Genomic DNA, 15,682 nt, shown 5'->3' on the forward strand with positions numbered 1-15,682 from the left:
ATAGAATTCAAGAAATTTTTAGAGAGTTTTCTTGTATTATGTTTTAAACGGTAAATCAAAAGATTTGCTGTTTTTATTTGATTGAAATCAGATAAGGACTGAAAAAAGACATTATTCTAATTTTTGGATTGGGATGTTAGAGTCTTCATTGAGTCTTGAAAATTTCCATACTTTTTTCCTTTTTGGAAAACTTCTAAAATATGGTATAATGAAAAGATAAAGAAGTTGGAGGTAGAAGATGAACATTCAACAATTACGCTATGTTGTTGCCATCGCGAATAGCGGTACTTTCCGTGAAGCTGCTGAAAAGATGTATGTAAGCCAGCCGAGTCTGTCTATTTCTGTTCGTGATTTGGAAAAAGAGTTGGGTTTTAAGATTTTCCGTCGGACCAGCTCAGGGACTTTCTTGACTCGTCGTGGGATGGAATTTTATGAAAAAGCGCAAGAATTGGTCAAAGGATTTGATATTTTTCAAAATCAGTATGTCAATCCTGAAGAAGAAAAAGATGAATTTTCCATTGCCAGTCAGCACTATGACTTCTTGCCACCGACGATTACGGCTTTTTCAGAGCGCTATCCTGACTATAAGAACTTTCGTATTTTTGAATCAACTACTGTTCAAATCTTAGACGAAGTTGCTCAAGGGCATAGTGAGATTGGGATTATCTACCTCAACAATCAAAATAAAAAGGGGATTATGCAGCGGGTTGAAAAGCTAGGTCTAGAGGTCATTGAATTGATTCCCTTCCATACCCACATTTATCTTCGAGAGGGTCATCCTTTAGCTCAGAAAGAGGAATTGGTCATGGAGGATTTAGCGGATCTACCGACAGTTCGTTTTACTCAAGAGAAAGACGAGTACCTTTATTATTCAGAGAATTTTGTCGATACCAGCGCGAGCTCACAGATGTTTAATGTGACAGACCGTGCTACCTTGAATGGTATTTTAGAGCGGACGGACGCCTATGCGACAGGGTCTGGATTTTTAGATAGTGACAGTGTTAATGGCATCACAGTTATTCGTCTCAAGGATAACCTAGATAATCGCATGGTCTATGTTAAACGTGAAGAAGTGGAGCTGAGTCAGGCTGGAACTCTTTTCGTAGAAGTCGTGCAAGAATATTTTGATCAGAAGAGGAAATCATGAAAAAAAGAGCAATAGTGGCAGTCATTGTACTGCTTTTGATTGGGCTGGATCAGTTGGTCAAATCCTATATCGTCCAGCAAATTCCACTGGGTGAAGTGCGTTCTTGGATTCCCAATTTTGTTAGCTTGACCTACCTGCAAAATCGAGGGGCAGCCTTTTCTATCTTACAAGATCAGCAGTTGCTATTCGCTGTCATTACTCTGGTTGTCGTGGTAGGTGCCATTTGGTATCTACATAAACACATGGAGGACTCACTCTGGATGGTCTTGGGTTTGACCTTGATTATTGCAGGTGGTCTTGGAAACTTTATTGACAGGATCAGTCAGGGTTTTGTTGTGGATATGATCCACCTTGACTTTATCAATTTTGCAATTTTCAATGTGGCAGATAGCTATCTGACGGTTGGAGTGATTATTTTATTGATTGCAATGCTAAAAGAGGAAATAAATGGAAATTAAAATTGAAACTGGTGGCCTGCGTTTGGATAAGGCTTTGTCGGATTTGACAGAATTATCACGCAGTCTCGCGAATGAACAAATCAAATCAGGCCAGGTCTTGGTCAATGGTCAAGTCAAGAAAGCTAAATACACAGTCCAAGAGGGCGATGTCGTCACTTACCATGTGCCAGAACCAGAGGTATTAGAGTATGTGGCTGAGAATCTTCCGCTAGATATCATCTACCAAGATGAGGATGTGGCTGTCGTTAACAAGCCTCAGGGAATGGTTGTGCATCCGAGTGCTGGTCATACCAGTGGGACCCTAGTAAATGCCCTAATGTATCATATTAAGGACTTGTCGGGTATCAATGGGGTTCTGCGTCCAGGAATTGTTCACCGTATTGATAAGGATACGTCAGGCCTTCTCATGATTGCTAAAAATGATGAGGCGCATCTAGCACTTGCCCAAGAACTCAAGGATAAAAAGTCTCTTCGTAAATATTGGGCGATTGTTCATGGAAATTTGCCCAATGATCGTGGTGTAATCGAAGCGCCGATTGGGCGTAGTGAAAAAGACCGTAAAAAACAGGCTGTGACTGCGAAAGGTAAGCCTGCAGTGACTCGTTTCCACGTCTTGGAACGCTTTGGCGATTATAGCTTAGTGGAGTTGCAGCTGGAGACAGGGCGCACTCATCAGATTCGTGTTCACATGGCTTACATTGGACATCCAGTCGCTGGGGATGAAGTCTATGGTCCACGTAAGACTCTGAAAGGACATGGACAATTTCTTCATGCCAAGACCCTAGGATTTATTCATCCGAGAACAGGTGAGACCATAGAATTTACAGCAAATATCCCAGAGATATTTAAGGAAACCTTGGAGAAATTAAGGAAGTAAGAATGAAAAAGAAATTGATTAGTTTAGCACTTGCAGGCGCTTTTTTAGGTTTGTCATGGTATGGGAATGTTCAAGCTCAAGAAAGTTCAGGAAATAAAATCCACTTTATAAATGTTCATGAAGGTGGTAGTGATGCGATTATTCTTGAAAGCAATGGACATTTTGCCATGGTGGATACAGGAGAAGATTATGATTTCCCAGATGGAAGTGATTCTCGTTACCCATGGAGAGAAGGAATTGAAACGTCTTATAAGCATGTTCTAACAGACCGTGTCTTTCGTCGTTTGAAGGAATTGGGTGTTCAAAAACTTGATTTTATTTTGGTGACCCATACACACAGTGATCATATTGGAAATGTTGATGAATTACTGTCTACCTATCCAGTTGACCGAGTCTATCTTAAAAAATATAGTGATAATCGTATTACTAATTCTGAACGTCTATGGGATAATCTGTATGGCTACGATAAGGTTTTACAGACTGCCGCAGAAAAAGGTGTTTCAGTTATTCAAAATATCACACAAGGGGATGCTCATTTTCAGTTTGGGGACATGGACATTCAACTATATAATTATGAAAATGAAACTGATTCGTCGGGTGAATTAAAGAAAATTTGGGATGACAATTCCAATTCCTTGATTAGCGTGGTAAAAGTCAATGGTAAGAAAATTTACCTTGGGGGCGACTTAGATAATGTTCATGGAGCAGAAGACAAGTATGGTCCTCTCATTGGAAAAGTTGATTTGATGAAGTTTAACCATCACCGTGATACCAATAAATCAAACACCAAGGATTTCATTAAACATTTGAGTCCGAGTTTGATTGTTCAAACCTCGGATAGTTTACCTTGGAAAAATGGTGTTGATAGTGAGTATGTCAATTGGCTTGAAGAACGAGGAATTGAGAGAATTAACGCAGCCAGCAAAGACTATGATGCGACAGTTTTTGAGATTCGACAAGACGGTTTAGTAAACATTTCAACATCCTACAAGCCGATTCCAAGTTTTCAAGCTGGTTGGCATAAGAGTGCATATGGGAATTGGTGGTATCAAGCACCTGATTCTACAGGAGAGTATGCAGTAGGTTGGAATGAAATCGAAGGTGAATGGTATTACTTTAACCAAGCGGGTATCTTGTTACAGAATCAATGGAAAAAATGGAACAATCATTGGTTCTATTTGACAGACTCTGGTGCTTCTTCTAAAAATTGGAAGAAAATTGATGGAATCTGGTATTATTTCAACAAAGAAAATCAGATGGAAATTGGTTGGGTAAATACTGGAGGTCAGTCCTATTATTTATCAAACGATGGCTCTATGAAGACAGGTTGGCTTCAATATAAGGGGCAATGGTATTACTTTGCTCAATCAGGAGAAATGAAAACGGGTTGGGTAAAAGATAAAGAAACCTGGTACTATATGGATTCTACTGGTGTCATGAAGACAGGCGAGATAGAAGTTGCTGGTCATCATTACTATCTAGAAGATTCAGGAACTATGAAGCAAGGTTGGCTTAAAAAGGCAAATGATTGGTATTTCTACAAGGAAGATGGTTCACGAGCTATTGGTTGGATTAAAGATAAGGATAAATGGTACTTCTTGAAAGAAAATGGTCAATTGCTTGTGAACGGTAAGACACCAGAAGGTTATACTGTTGATTCAAGTGGTGCCTGGTTAGTGGATGTTCCGGTCGAGAAATCTGTTACAACTAAAGTCACAAGTCACTCAGAAATAAAAGAATCGAAAGAAGTAGTGAAAAAAGATCTTGAAAGTAAAGAAATTAGACAGAATGAAGGTGTTACAAGCGCTTCAACTAGTCAAGATTTGACTTCTTCAACCTCAAAAAGCTCTGAGACGAGTACAAATAAATCGGAATCAGAACAGTAGTAGAAAAGAAGGTTTTAAGGCCTTCTTTTTCCTATCAACTCTTTTCTATTTCCTGCTATTCATGTTATAATGGATAAATATGAAGAATCGGAGTGAGACTATGAAATACAAACGGATTGTCTTTAAGGTGGGGACTTCTTCTTTGACGAATGAGGATGGAAGTTTATCACGTAGTAAAGTAAAAGCTATTACCCAACAGTTGGCTATGTTGCACGAGTCTGGTCATGAATTGATTTTGGTGTCGTCGGGTGCCATTGCTGCAGGTTTTGGGGCCTTAGGATTTAAAAAGCGTCCGACTAAGATTGCTGATAAACAGGCTTCAGCAGCGGTAGGGCAAGGCCTTTTGTTGGAAGAATACACGACCAATCTTCTCTTGCGCCAAATCGTTTCTGCACAAATCTTGCTGACCCAAGATGACTTTGTGGATAAGCGCCGTTATAAAAATGCCCATCAGGCTTTGTCAGTTCTACTTAGCCGTGGCGCGATTCCTATCATCAATGAGAATGACAGTGTCGTCATTGATGAGCTCAAGGTTGGGGACAATGATACTCTAAGTGCACAGGTAGCGGCCATGGTCCAAGCAGACCTTTTGGTCCTCTTGACAGATGTGGACGGTCTATATACAGGAAATCCTAATTCAGATCCAAGAGCCAAACGCTTGGAGCGAATCGAGACCATCAATCGTGAGATTATTGATATGGCCGGTGGAGCAGGTTCGTCTAATGGTACAGGTGGCATGTTAACCAAAATCAAAGCTGCAACTATCGCGACGGAATCAGGAGTTCCTGTTTATATCTGCTCATCCTTGAAGTCAGATGCCATGATTGAGGCAGCTGAGGAGACCAAGGATGGTTCCTACTTTGTTGCGCAAGAGAAGGGACTTCGTACCCAGAAACAATGGCTGGCTTTTTATGCTCAGAGTCAAGGTTCTATTTGGGTTGATAAAGGGGCTGCGGAAGCTCTCTCTCAACATGGCAAGAGTCTTCTCTTATCTGGTATCGTTGAAGCAGAAGGCGCCTTTTCTTACGGTGATATTGTGACAGTATTTGACAAGGAGAGTGGAAAATCACTTGGAAAAGGACGCGTGCAATTTGGGGCATCTGCTTTGGAGGATATGTTGCGTTCTCAAAAAGCCAAGGGTGTCTTGATTCACCGTGACGACTGGATTTCCATTACTCCTGAAATCCAACTACTCTTTACAGAATTTTAGAGGTAAACTATGGTAAGTACACAAGAACAATTTGAACAGGTACAGGCTGTTAAAAAATCGATCAACACAGCTAGTGAAGAAGTGAAAAACCAAGCCTTGCTAGCCATGGCTAATCACTTAGTGGCTGCTACTGAGGAAATTTTAGCGGCCAATGCCCTAGATATGGAAGCGGCCAAGGGGAAAATCTCAGATGTTATGTTGGATCGTCTTTATTTGGATGCAGGACGTATTGAAGCAATGGCAAGAGGGATTCGTGAAGTGGTTGCTTTACCAGATCCAATCGGTGAAGTTTTAGAAACGAGTCAGCTTGAAAATGGCTTGCTTATTACCAAGAAACGGGTGGCTATGGGGGTCATCGGTATTATCTATGAAAGCCGTCCAAATGTGACGTCTGACGCGGCTGTTTTGGCTCTCAAGAGTGGAAATGCAGTTGTTCTTCGTAGTGGGAAGGATGCCTACCAAACAGCTCATGCAATTGTCATAGCCTTGAAGAAGGGCTTGGAGACAACGACCATTCATCCAGATGTGATTCAACTGGTGGAAGATACTAGCCGTGAAAGTAGCTATGCTATGATGAAGGCCAAGGGTTATCTAGACCTTCTCATTCCTCGTGGAGGGGCTGGTTTGATTAATGCCGTGGTTGAAAATGCTATCGTACCTGTTATCGAGACAGGGACTGGGATTGTCCATGTTTATGTGGACAAGGATGCAGATGAGGACAAGGCACTGTCTATCATCAATAATGCTAAAACCAGTCGTCCTTCTGTATGTAATGCCATGGAGGTATTGATAGTTCATGAAGACAAGGCAGCAAGTTTCCTTCCTCGTTTGGAGCAAGTACTGGTTGCAGATCGAAAAGAAGCTGGACTGGAACCAATTCAATTCCGCTTGGATAGTAAAGCAAGTCAGTTTGTTTCAGGTCAAGCAGCTGAGGCTCAAGACTTTGACACCGAGTTTTTAGACTATGTCCTAGCGGTTAAGGTTGTGAGCAGTTTAGAAGAAGCCGTCGAGCATATTGAAGTCCACAGTACCCATCATTCGGATGCCATTGTGACGGAAAATGCTGAGGCTGCAGCTTACTTTACAGATCAAGTGGACTCTGCAGCGGTTTATGTCAATGCCTCAACTCGTTTCACCGATGGAGGTCAATTTGGTCTTGGTTGTGAAATGGGGATTTCAACTCAGAAATTGCACGCGCGTGGTCCCATGGGCTTGAAAGAGTTGACTAGCTACAAGTATGTGGTTACTGGTGACGGACAGATAAGGGAGTAAGAGATGAAGATTGGATTTATCGGCTTGGGGAATATGGGTGCTAGCTTGGCTAAGGCTGTTTTGCAGGCTAAGACGGGAGATGACCTTCTCCTTGCCAATCGTAGTCAAGCCAAGGTAGATGCTTTCATTGCAGACTTTGGTGGTCAGGCTTCAAGCAATGACGAAATCTTTGCAGAAGCAGATGTGATTTTTCTAGGAGTTAAGCCTGCTCAGTTTTCTGAACTGCTTTCTCAATACCAGAATATCCTTGAAAAACGAGCAAGTCTTCTTTTAATCTCCATGGCGGCTGGGTTGACCTTGGAAAAACTAGCAAGTCTTATCCCAAGTCAACACCGAATTATTCGTATGATGCCAAATACCCCTGCTTCTATCGGACAAGGAGTGATTAGTTATGCCTTGTCTCCTAATTGCAGGGCTGAGGACAGTGAGTTCTTTTGTCAGCTTTTAGTCAAGGCTGGCCTCTTGGTTGAACTGGGAGAAGGATTAATCGACGCGGCGACAGGTCTCGCAGGTTGTGGGCCGGCCTTTGTCTATCTCTTTATTGAGGCCTTGGCAGATGCAGGTGTTCAGACAGGATTACCACGAGAAACGGCATTGAAAATGGCGGCTCAAACTGTGGTAGGAGCTGGGAAATTGGTTCTTGAAAGTCAGCAACATCCTGGAGTATTGAAAGACCAAGTCTGTAGCCCAGGCGGTTCGACTATCGCTGGTGTAGCAAGTCTAGAAGCGCATGCTTTTCGAGGAACAGTCATGGATGCAGTTGGTCAAGCCTACAAACGAACACAAGAATTAGGTAAATAAGAGGTAGTTTTGTCTGCCTCTTTTATGGTAGTTGAAATGCGAAGATAAAAAGATTGTCACAAACCCCTATTTTTTTGATAGAATAGAAGTAGTAAAAAAGAAATGAGTTAGACATGTCAAAAGGATTTTTAGTCTCTCTTGAGGGACCAGAGGGAGCAGGCAAGACCAGTGTTTTAGAGGCTCTGCTACCAATTTTAGAGGAAAAAGGAGTAGAAGTGCTGACGACCCGTGAACCTGGCGGAGTCTTGATTGGGGAGAAGATTCGGGAAGTAATTTTGGATCCAAGTCATACTCAGATGGATGCGAAGACAGAGTTGCTTCTTTATATCGCCAGTCGCAGACAGCACTTGGTGGAAAAAGTTCTTCCAGCACTTGAAGCTGGTAAGTTGGTCATTATGGACCGCTTCATCGATAGTTCTCTTGCCTATCAGGGATTTGGTCGTGGCTTGGATATTGACGCCATTGATTGGCTCAATCACTTTGCGACAGATGGCCTTAAACCCGATTTGACACTCTATTTTGACATCGAGGTGGAAGAAGGACTAGCTCGCATTGCTGCTAATAGTGACCGCGAGGTCAATCGTCTGGACTTGGAAGGGTTGGACTTGCATAAAAAAGTTCGTCAAGGCTACCTTTCTCTTCTGGACAAAGAAGGAAATCGTATTGTCAAGATTGATGCTAGTTTTCCTTTGGAGCAAGTTGTGGAAACTACCAAGGCTGTCTTGTTTGACAGAATGGGCTTGGCAAGATGAAACAAGATCAACTAAAGGCTTGGCAACCAGCCCAGTTTGACCGCTTTGTCCGTATCCTAGAACAAGAGCAGCTCAATCACGCCTATCTCTTTTCAGGTTTCTTTGGAAGCTTGGAAATGGCGCAATTTTTGGCTAAAAGTCTCTTTTGTACGGATAAAGTAGGTGTTTTACCATGTGAGAAATGCCGAAATTGTAAGCTGATTGAACAGGAAGAGTTTCCAGATGTTACCTTGATTAAGCCAGTCAATCAGGTCATCAAGACAGAACGTATTCGAGAATTGGTGGGGCAGTTTTCCCAAGCAGGGATTGAAAACCAGCAGCAGGTCTTTATTATCGAGCAAGCTGAGAAAATGCATCCTAATGCAGCCAATTCTCTGCTCAAGGTCATCGAAGAACCCCAGAGTGAGGTTTATATTTTCTTCTTGACCAGCGATGAGGAAAAGATTTTACCAACAATCCGCAGTCGGACCCAGATTTTCCACTTTAAAAAGCAAGAAGAACAACTCATCTTGCTCTTAGAACAAATGGGGCTAGTTAAGAAGAAAGCAACTTTCTTAGCCCAGTTTAGTCAATCGCGAGCTGAGGCAGAAAAGTTGGCTAATCAGGCAAGTTTTTGGACCTTGGTCGATGAAAGTGAACGCCTGCTGACTTGGTCAGTAGCTAAGAAAAAAGAAAGTTATCTGCAAGTTGCTAAATTAGCCAACTTAGCAGATGACAAGGAAAAACAAGATCAGGTTTTACGGATTCTTGAAGTTCTCTGTGGGCAAGATATCCTACAAGCAAGAGTAAGAGTGATTCTACAAGATTTGCTAGAAGCTAGAAAAATGTGGCAGGCTAATGTCAGCTTTCAAAATGCCATGGAATATCTGGTCTTGAAAGAAATATAGACTCAAAAATGAATGATAAAGAAAGGAAAGGGCTGTTTTATGGACAAAAAAGAATTATTTGACGCGCTGGACGATTTTTCCCAACAGTTATTGGTAACCTTGGCCGATGTGGAAGCCATCAAGAAAAATCTCAAGAGCCTGGTAGAGGAAAATACAGCTCTTCGCTTGGAAAATAGTAAGTTGCGCGAACGCTTGGGTGAGGTGGAAGCAGACGCTCCTGTCAAGGCTAAGCATGTTCGTGAAAGTGTCCGTCGAATTTATAAAGATGGTTTTCACGTATGTAATGATTTTTATGGACAACGTCGAGAGCAGGATGAGGAATGTATGTTCTGTGACGAGTTGTTATACAGGGAGTAGGCATGCAGATTCAAAAAAGTTTTAAGGGGCAGTCTCCCTATGGCAAGCTGTACCTAGTGGCAACGCCGATTGGCAATCTAGATGATATGACCTTTCGAGCTATCCAGACCTTGAAAGAAGTGGACTGGATTGCGGCTGAGGACACGCGCAATACAGGTCTTTTGCTCAAGCATTTTGACATTTCTACTAAGCAGATTAGTTTTCATGAGCACAATGCCAAGGAAAAGATTCCTGATTTGATTGGTTTCTTGAAAGCAGGGCAAAGTATTGCTCAGGTCTCCGACGCAGGTTTGCCTAGTATCTCAGACCCTGGTCATGATTTGGTTAAGGCAGCCATTGAGGAAGAAATTGCGGTTGTGACTGTTCCGGGTGCCTCTGCAGGAATTTCTGCTTTGATTGCCAGTGGTTTAGCGCCACAGCCACATATCTTTTACGGCTTTTTACCGAGAAAGTCAGGTCAGCAAAAGCAATTTTTCGACTTGAAAAAAGACTATTCTGAAACACAGATTTTCTATGAATCGCCCCATCGTGTGGCAGATACGCTGGAAAATATGTTAGAAGTCTACGGTGACCGCTCGGTCGTCTTGGTTAGAGAATTGACAAAAATTTACGAAGAATACCAAAGAGGTACAATTTCTGAATTACTGGAAAGCATCTCTGAAACGCCACTCAAGGGTGAATGTCTTCTCATCGTTGAGGGGGCCAGTCAGGGTGTGGAGGAAAAGGACGAGGAAGACTTGTTCGTAGAAATTCAAACCCGCATCCAGCAAGGTGTGAAGAAAAATCAAGCTATTAAGGAAGTCGCTAAGATTTACCAGTGGAATAAAAGTCAGCTCTACGGGGCCTACCACGACTGGGAAGAAAATGACTAAACAGGGAAGTTTGCCTTCTTCCCTTTTTTTGTTATACTAGTAGAAGAAAAAAATAGAAAGATTTGTGGGTGTCAAACAGTCCAGTGGGATGTTTTGATATGGACTTAGGTCCCACCCAAAGAGGTATTAGTGTCGTGTCTCAATCTTATATCAATGTTATCGGTGCTGGTTTGGCAGGTTCTGAAGCAGCCTACCAAATCGCAGAGCGTGGTATTCCAGTTAAACTTTATGAAATGCGTGGTGTCAAGCCTACACCCCAGCACAAAACAGACAATTTTGCCGAGTTGGTTTGTTCCAATTCCTTGCGTGGGGATGCCTTGACCAATGCTGTCGGGCTCCTCAAGGAAGAAATGCGTCGCTTGGGTTCTGTTATCTTGGAATCAGCAGAAGCTACACGTGTTCCTGCTGGTGGGGCCCTTGCGGTGGACCGTGATGGTTTCTCCCAAATGGTGACCGAAAAAGTGACCAACCACCCCTTAATTGAAGTGGTTCGCGATGAAATTACAGAATTGCCAACTGACGTTATTACTGTGGTCGCTACTGGTCCTTTGACTAGTGATGCCCTGGCTGAGAAGATTCATGCCCTTAATGACGGCGATGGATTCTATTTCTACGATGCGGCAGCGCCTATTATCGATGTCAACACTATCGATATGAGCAAGGTCTATCTCAAGTCTCGTTATGATAAGGGAGAGGCGGCCTATCTCAATGCCCCTATGACTAAGCAAGAGTTCATGGATTTCCATGAAGCTTTGGTCAATGCGGAAGAAGCACCGCTCAATTCTTTTGAAAAAGAAAAATATTTTGAAGGCTGTATGCCTATCGAAGTCATGGCTAAACGTGGTATTAAAACCATGCTTTATGGCCCTATGAAGCCAGTCGGTTTGGAGTATCCAGATGACTACACAGGACCTCGTGATGGCGAATTCAAAACACCTTATGCGGTTGTGCAACTTCGTCAGGATAATGCAGCTGGTAGCCTCTACAACATTGTCGGTTTCCAGACCCACCTCAAATGGGGAGAACAAAAACGTGTCTTCCAAATGATTCCAGGTCTTGAGAATGCGGAGTTTGTTCGTTATGGTGTCATGCACCGCAATTCTTATATGGATTCACCAAATCTTCTTGAGCAAACCTATCGTTCCAAGAAACAGCCAAACCTCTTCTTTGCTGGTCAAATGACGGGTGTGGAAGGCTATGTAGAGTCAGCTGCTTCAGGCTTGGTTGCGGGAATTAACGCGGCTCGTCTCTTCAAGGGAGAAAGCGAGGCTATTTTCCCAGAGACGACGGCTATCGGAAGCTTAGCTCATTACATAACCCATGCTGACAGCAAGCATTTCCAACCAATGAATGTCAACTTTGGGATTATTAAGGAGTTGGAAGGCGAACGTATCCGTGATAAGAAGGCTCGTTATGAAAAAATTGCAGAGCGTGCCCTTGCTGACTTAGAGGAATTTTTGACAGTCTAATTTTTTTGAAAGAATTGCTCATGATACTATAAAAATCTTAGAAATTGTGATAAAATAGGTAGGATAAAAGAAGGAGAGTGAAAATGGCGAATCCCAAGTATAAACGTATTTTAATCAAGTTATCAGGTGAAGCCCTTGCCGGTGAACGTGGCGTAGGGATTGATATCCAAACAGTTCAAACAATCGCAAAAGAGATTGAAGAAGTTCATAGCTTAGGTATCGAAATTGCCCTTGTTATCGGTGGAGGAAATCTCTGGCGTGGAGAACCTGCAGCAGAAGCAGGAATGGACCGCGTTCAGGCAGATTACACAGGAATGCTTGGGACTGTTATGAATGCTCTTGTGATGGCAGATTCATTGCAACAAGTTGGGGTTGATACACGTGTTCAAACTGCCATTGCTATGCAACAAGTGGCAGAGCCTTATGTCCGTGGGCGTGCCCTTCGTCACCTTGAAAAAGGCCGCATCGTCATCTTTGGTGCCGGAATTGGTTCACCTTACTTCTCAACCGATACAACAGCGGCCCTTCGTGCAGCTGAAATCGAAGCAGATGCTATTCTTATGGCTAAAAACGGTGTCGATGGTGTTTACAATGCCGATCCTAAGAAAGACAAGACAGCCGTTAAGTTTGAAGAATTGACCCACCGTGACGTTATCAATAAAGGTCTTCGTATCATGGACTCAACAGCTTCAACCCTCTCAATGGATAACGACATTGACTTGGTTGTCTTCAACATGAACCAACCAGGCAACATCAAACGTGTCGTATTTGGCGAAAATATCGGAACAACAGTTTCAAATAATATCTAAGAAAAGGAATAAGAAAGATTATGGCTAACGCAATTATTGAAAAAGCTAAAGAGAGAATGACCCAGTCTCACCAATCACTTGCTCGTGAATTTGGTGGTATCCGTGCTGGTCGTGCCAATGCAAGCTTGCTTGACCGTGTACATGTAGAATACTATGGAGTAGAAACTCCTCTTAACCAAATCGCTTCAATTACGATTCCAGAAGCGCGTGTTTTGTTGGTAACACCATTTGATAAGTCTTCATTGAAAGACATCGAACGTGCTTTGAACGCTTCTGATCTTGGTATTACACCAGCTAACGATGGTTCTGTGATTCGCTTGGTTATCCCAGCTCTTACAGAAGAAACTCGTCGTGACCTTGCTAAAGAAGTGAAGAAGGTCGGTGAGAATGCTAAAGTGGCTGTCCGCAATATCCGTCGCGATGCTATGGACGAAGCTAAGAAACAAGAAAAAGCAAAAGAAATCACTGAAGACGAATTGAAGACTCTTGAAAAAGATATTCAAAAAGTAACAGATGATGCTGTTAAACACATCGACGACATGACTGCCAACAAAGAGAAAGAACTTTTGGAAGTCTAAAAATAAACAGAAAAACTCAGTTGGCATTGCTGGCTGAGTTTTATTCGAAAGAAGGAAATATGAATACAAATCTTGCAAGTTTTATCGTTGGACTCATCATCGATGAAAATGACCGTTTTTACTTTGTGCAAAAGGATGGTCAAACCTATGCTCTTGCTAAGGAAGAAGGTCAACATACAGTAGGGGATACGGTTAAAGGTTTTGCCTACACGGATATGAAGCAAAAACTCCGCTTGACCACTCTAGAAGTGACTGCAACTCAGGACCAATTTGGTTGGGGCCGTGTCACAGAGGTTCGTAAGGACTTGGGTGTCTTTGTGGATACGGGTCTTCCTGACAAGGAAATCGTTGTGTCACTCGATATTCTCCCTGAGCTCAAGGAACTCTGGCCTAAGAAGGGCGACCAACTCTACATCCGTCTTGAAGTGGACAAGAAAGACCGTATCTGGGGACTCTTGGCCTATCAAGAAGACTTCCAACGTCTGGCTCGTCCTGCCTACAACAACATGCAGAACCAAAACTGGCCAGCCATTGTGTACCGTCTCAAGCTGTCAGGAACCTTTGTCTACCTACCAGAAAATAACATGCTTGGCTTTATCCATCCTAGCGAGCGCTATGCAGAGCCACGTTTGGGGCAAGTATTAGATGCGCGTGTCATTGGTTTCCGTGAAGTGGACCGTACCTTGAACCTCTCCCTCAAACCACGTTCTTTTGAAATGTTGGAAAATGATGCCCAGATGATTTTGACCTACTTGGAAAGCAATGGCGGTTTCATGACCTTAAATGATAAGTCATCTCCAGACGATATCAAGGCAACCTTTGGCATTTCTAAAGGTCAGTTCAAGAAAGCACTCGGTGGTTTGATGAAGGCTGGTAAAATCAAGCAAGACCAGTTTGGGACAGAGTTGATCTAGGGAGACTTATGAGAAAATCATTTTACACTTGGCTCATGACCGAGCGCAATCCTAAAAGCAACAGTCCCAAGGCTATATTGGCAGACCTAGCTTTTGAGGAGTCAGCCTTCCCAAAACACACAGATGATTTTGATGAGGTGAGTCGCTTTTTGGAGGAGCATGCCAGTTTCTCTTTTAACCTAGGAGATTTTGACGCTATCTGGCAAGAATACTTAGAACACTAGACTTTATTCATTAGGTTTGGGCTAGTAATTTATCCATCCCTTTGCTATAATAAAAAGAAATAAAAGGATTAGAGAGGTTCTTTATTTGAAGGAACATTCAATTGACATTCAACTGAGTCATCCAGATGACCTGTTTCATCTTTTTGGTTCTAATGAACGCCATCTTCGTTTGATGGAAGAAGAGCTTGATGTGGTGATTCATGCCCGTACGGAGATTGTCCAGGTTTTGGGAGAAGAGACTGCCTGTGAGGAAGCTCGTCAGGTTATTCAAGCTCTCATGGTCTTGGTGAATCGTGGGATGACGGTTGGGACGCCAGATGTGGTGACTGCGATTAGTATGGTCAAAAACGATGAAATCGACAAGTTTGTCGCCCTTTACGAAGAAGAAATCATCAAGGATAATACTGGTAAACCTATTCGTGTCAAAACCCTAGGGCAAAAACTTTATGTGGACAGTGTTAAACAGCATGATGTGACCTTTGGAATTGGGCCTGCAGGGACAGGGAAGACCTTCCTTGCAGTGACCTTGGCAGTGACAGCTCTTAAACGCGGGCAGGTCAAGAGGATTATCCTGACTCGTCCAGCAGTGGAAGCAGGTGAGAGTCTTGGATTTCTTCCGGGTGATCTTAAGGAAAAGGTGGATCCTTACCTTCGACCTGTTTATGATGCCTTGTATCAGATTCTGGGGAAAGACCAAACGACTCGTCTCATGGAGCGTGAAATTATCGAAATCGCGCCCCTTGCCTACATGCGTGGTCGGACCTTGGATGATGCCTTTGTCATTCTTGATGAGGCGCAAAACACGACCATTATGCAGATGAAGATGTTTTTGACTCGTTTAGGTTTTAATTCTAAGATGATTGTCAATGGAGATATCAGTCAGATTGACCTACCACGGAATGTCAAGTCCGGTTTGATTGATGCTCAAGAGAAACTCAAGAACATCCATCAGATTGACTTTGTTCATTTTTCAGCTAAGGATGTGGTTCGCCATCCAGTTGTCGCTCAGATTATCCGAGCTTATGAACCAGCTCCAGTTAAAAAAGAAGAGAGTGAAGAATTAGAGTCTCAATCTCTGTCTGAAGGATAGCTCTTTTGTACTTAAAGTTATCTCAATGCTAAGTATAAATTTGCGTTTTAAATATTTCATTCAATATCCTTATCTTAGT

Annotated in this window: 17 protein-coding genes and 1 pseudogene; 17 read left to right on the forward strand and 1 reads right to left on the reverse strand. The window is 42.7% G+C overall.

Annotated elements, in window-relative coordinates:
• Nucleotides 1-171: 171 nt before the first annotated feature.
• Nucleotides 172-246, reverse strand: a pseudogene (locus HT732_RS10345) (AraC family transcriptional regulator); the annotation flags it as partial.
• Here HT732_RS10345 and HT732_RS06090 point away from each other — a divergent pair.
• The 17 genes from HT732_RS06090 to HT732_RS06170 all read left to right on the forward strand — a co-directional run bounded on the left by HT732_RS06090 (nt 239) and on the right by HT732_RS06170 (nt 15,603).
• The gene (locus HT732_RS06090) at nt 239-1,147 is read left to right on the forward strand and encodes a LysR family transcriptional regulator (protein WP_173254331.1); all 909 of its coding nucleotides are present in this window, start codon (nt 239-241) and stop codon (nt 1,145-1,147) included. The pseudogene HT732_RS10345 and the gene HT732_RS06090 sit on opposite strands and share 8 nt — an antisense overlap.
• A complete protein-coding gene (gene lspA, locus HT732_RS06095; RefSeq protein WP_173254332.1) occupies nt 1,144-1,605 on the forward strand; it encodes a signal peptidase II in 462 nt (153 codons plus the stop codon). Before HT732_RS06090 ends, lspA begins: the two co-directional genes overlap by 4 nt.
• On the forward strand, nt 1,595-2,482 hold the full coding sequence (locus HT732_RS06100; RefSeq protein ID WP_173254333.1) for an RluA family pseudouridine synthase: 888 nt from the start codon (nt 1,595-1,597) through the stop codon (nt 2,480-2,482). The genes lspA and HT732_RS06100 overlap by 11 nt, the downstream gene beginning before the upstream one ends.
• Before the next feature lie 2 nt (nt 2,483-2,484).
• Complete coding sequence (gene cbpE, locus HT732_RS06105; protein WP_173254334.1) at nt 2,485-4,368, forward strand: phosphorylcholine esterase CbpE; 1,884 nt, start codon at nt 2,485-2,487, stop codon at nt 4,366-4,368.
• 100 nt (nt 4,369-4,468) lie between these two features.
• Nucleotides 4,469-5,578 (forward strand): glutamate 5-kinase, encoded by a 1,110-nt coding sequence (gene proB / locus HT732_RS06110; RefSeq protein ID WP_240155840.1) that lies wholly within the window; start codon nt 4,469-4,471, stop codon nt 5,576-5,578.
• Nucleotides 5,579-5,587: 9 nt separating this feature from the next.
• Entirely contained in the window at nt 5,588-6,850 is a 1,263-nt protein-coding gene (locus tag HT732_RS06115; RefSeq protein ID WP_173254336.1) for a glutamate-5-semialdehyde dehydrogenase, read from the forward strand.
• A 3-nt stretch (nt 6,851-6,853) separates the two neighbouring features.
• Nucleotides 6,854-7,651, forward strand: a complete 798-nt coding sequence (proC, locus tag HT732_RS06120; RefSeq protein ID WP_173254337.1) for a pyrroline-5-carboxylate reductase — start codon at nt 6,854-6,856, stop codon at nt 7,649-7,651.
• Between the two features lie 113 nt (nt 7,652-7,764).
• Nucleotides 7,765-8,403: a dTMP kinase gene (tmk, locus tag HT732_RS06125; protein WP_173254338.1), complete on the forward strand. Its 639-nt coding sequence runs from the start codon at nt 7,765-7,767 to the stop codon at nt 8,401-8,403.
• On the forward strand, nt 8,400-9,290 hold the full coding sequence (locus HT732_RS06130) for a DNA polymerase III subunit delta' (RefSeq protein ID WP_173254339.1): 891 nt from the start codon (nt 8,400-8,402) through the stop codon (nt 9,288-9,290). Before tmk ends, HT732_RS06130 begins: the two co-directional genes overlap by 4 nt.
• A 39-nt stretch (nt 9,291-9,329) precedes the next feature.
• Nucleotides 9,330-9,647 (forward strand): DNA replication initiation control protein YabA, encoded by a 318-nt coding sequence (gene yabA / locus HT732_RS06135; protein WP_000358227.1) that lies wholly within the window; start codon nt 9,330-9,332, stop codon nt 9,645-9,647.
• A 2-nt stretch (nt 9,648-9,649) separates the two neighbouring features.
• A complete protein-coding gene (gene rsmI / locus HT732_RS06140) occupies nt 9,650-10,519 on the forward strand; it encodes a 16S rRNA (cytidine(1402)-2'-O)-methyltransferase (RefSeq protein ID WP_173254340.1) in 870 nt (289 codons plus the stop codon).
• A gap of 134 nt (nt 10,520-10,653) precedes the next feature.
• The gene (gene trmFO, locus HT732_RS06145; RefSeq protein WP_173254442.1) at nt 10,654-11,988 is read left to right on the forward strand and encodes a methylenetetrahydrofolate--tRNA-(uracil(54)-C(5))-methyltransferase (FADH(2)-oxidizing) TrmFO; all 1,335 of its coding nucleotides are present in this window, start codon (nt 10,654-10,656) and stop codon (nt 11,986-11,988) included.
• 83 nt (nt 11,989-12,071) lie between these two features.
• Nucleotides 12,072-12,797, forward strand: coding sequence for a UMP kinase (pyrH, locus tag HT732_RS06150; protein WP_173254341.1), 726 nt, complete (start codon nt 12,072-12,074; stop codon nt 12,795-12,797).
• A gap of 20 nt (nt 12,798-12,817) precedes the next feature.
• Complete coding sequence (frr, locus tag HT732_RS06155; RefSeq protein ID WP_001262225.1) at nt 12,818-13,375, forward strand: ribosome recycling factor; 558 nt, start codon at nt 12,818-12,820, stop codon at nt 13,373-13,375.
• Between the two features lie 59 nt (nt 13,376-13,434).
• Nucleotides 13,435-14,289, forward strand: a complete 855-nt coding sequence (gene cvfB, locus HT732_RS06160) for an RNA-binding virulence regulatory protein CvfB (RefSeq protein WP_001095445.1) — start codon at nt 13,435-13,437, stop codon at nt 14,287-14,289.
• 8 nt (nt 14,290-14,297) lie between these two features.
• Entirely contained in the window at nt 14,298-14,513 is a 216-nt protein-coding gene (locus tag HT732_RS06165) for a YozE family protein (protein ID WP_001232084.1), read from the forward strand.
• Between the two features lie 85 nt (nt 14,514-14,598).
• The gene (locus tag HT732_RS06170) at nt 14,599-15,603 is read left to right on the forward strand and encodes a PhoH family protein (RefSeq protein ID WP_173254342.1); all 1,005 of its coding nucleotides are present in this window, start codon (nt 14,599-14,601) and stop codon (nt 15,601-15,603) included.
• Nucleotides 15,604-15,682: the final 79 nt, after the last annotated feature.

Source organism: Streptococcus sp. 5346 (assembly GCF_013277455.1).
GTDB lineage: Bacteria > Bacillota > Bacilli > Lactobacillales > Streptococcaceae > Streptococcus.

What these genes read in the sequence shown, in the direction of transcription:
- rsmI (WP_173254340.1), top strand. Translation starts at nt 9,650, where the DNA reads ATGCAGATTCAAAAAAGTTTTAAGGGGCAGTCTCCCTATGGCAAGCTG.
- yabA (WP_000358227.1), top strand. Translation starts at nt 9,330, where the DNA reads ATGGACAAAAAAGAATTATTTGACGCGCTGGACGATTTTTCCCAACAG.
- proB (WP_240155840.1), top strand. Translation starts at nt 4,469, where the DNA reads ATGAAATACAAACGGATTGTCTTTAAGGTGGGGACTTCTTCTTTGACG.
- HT732_RS06165 (WP_001232084.1), top strand. Translation starts at nt 14,298, where the DNA reads ATGAGAAAATCATTTTACACTTGGCTCATGACCGAGCGCAATCCTAAA.
- HT732_RS06115 (WP_173254336.1), top strand. Translation starts at nt 5,588, where the DNA reads ATGGTAAGTACACAAGAACAATTTGAACAGGTACAGGCTGTTAAAAAA.
- proC (WP_173254337.1), top strand. Translation starts at nt 6,854, where the DNA reads ATGAAGATTGGATTTATCGGCTTGGGGAATATGGGTGCTAGCTTGGCT.
- cbpE (WP_173254334.1), top strand. Translation starts at nt 2,485, where the DNA reads ATGAAAAAGAAATTGATTAGTTTAGCACTTGCAGGCGCTTTTTTAGGT.
- cvfB (WP_001095445.1), top strand. Translation starts at nt 13,435, where the DNA reads ATGAATACAAATCTTGCAAGTTTTATCGTTGGACTCATCATCGATGAA.
- HT732_RS06100 (WP_173254333.1), top strand. Translation starts at nt 1,595, where the DNA reads ATGGAAATTAAAATTGAAACTGGTGGCCTGCGTTTGGATAAGGCTTTG.
- frr (WP_001262225.1), top strand. Translation starts at nt 12,818, where the DNA reads ATGGCTAACGCAATTATTGAAAAAGCTAAAGAGAGAATGACCCAGTCT.
- pyrH (WP_173254341.1), top strand. Translation starts at nt 12,072, where the DNA reads ATGGCGAATCCCAAGTATAAACGTATTTTAATCAAGTTATCAGGTGAA.
- HT732_RS06130 (WP_173254339.1), top strand. Translation starts at nt 8,400, where the DNA reads ATGAAACAAGATCAACTAAAGGCTTGGCAACCAGCCCAGTTTGACCGC.
- lspA (WP_173254332.1), top strand. Translation starts at nt 1,144, where the DNA reads ATGAAAAAAAGAGCAATAGTGGCAGTCATTGTACTGCTTTTGATTGGG.
- tmk (WP_173254338.1), top strand. Translation starts at nt 7,765, where the DNA reads ATGTCAAAAGGATTTTTAGTCTCTCTTGAGGGACCAGAGGGAGCAGGC.
- HT732_RS06090 (WP_173254331.1), top strand. Translation starts at nt 239, where the DNA reads ATGAACATTCAACAATTACGCTATGTTGTTGCCATCGCGAATAGCGGT.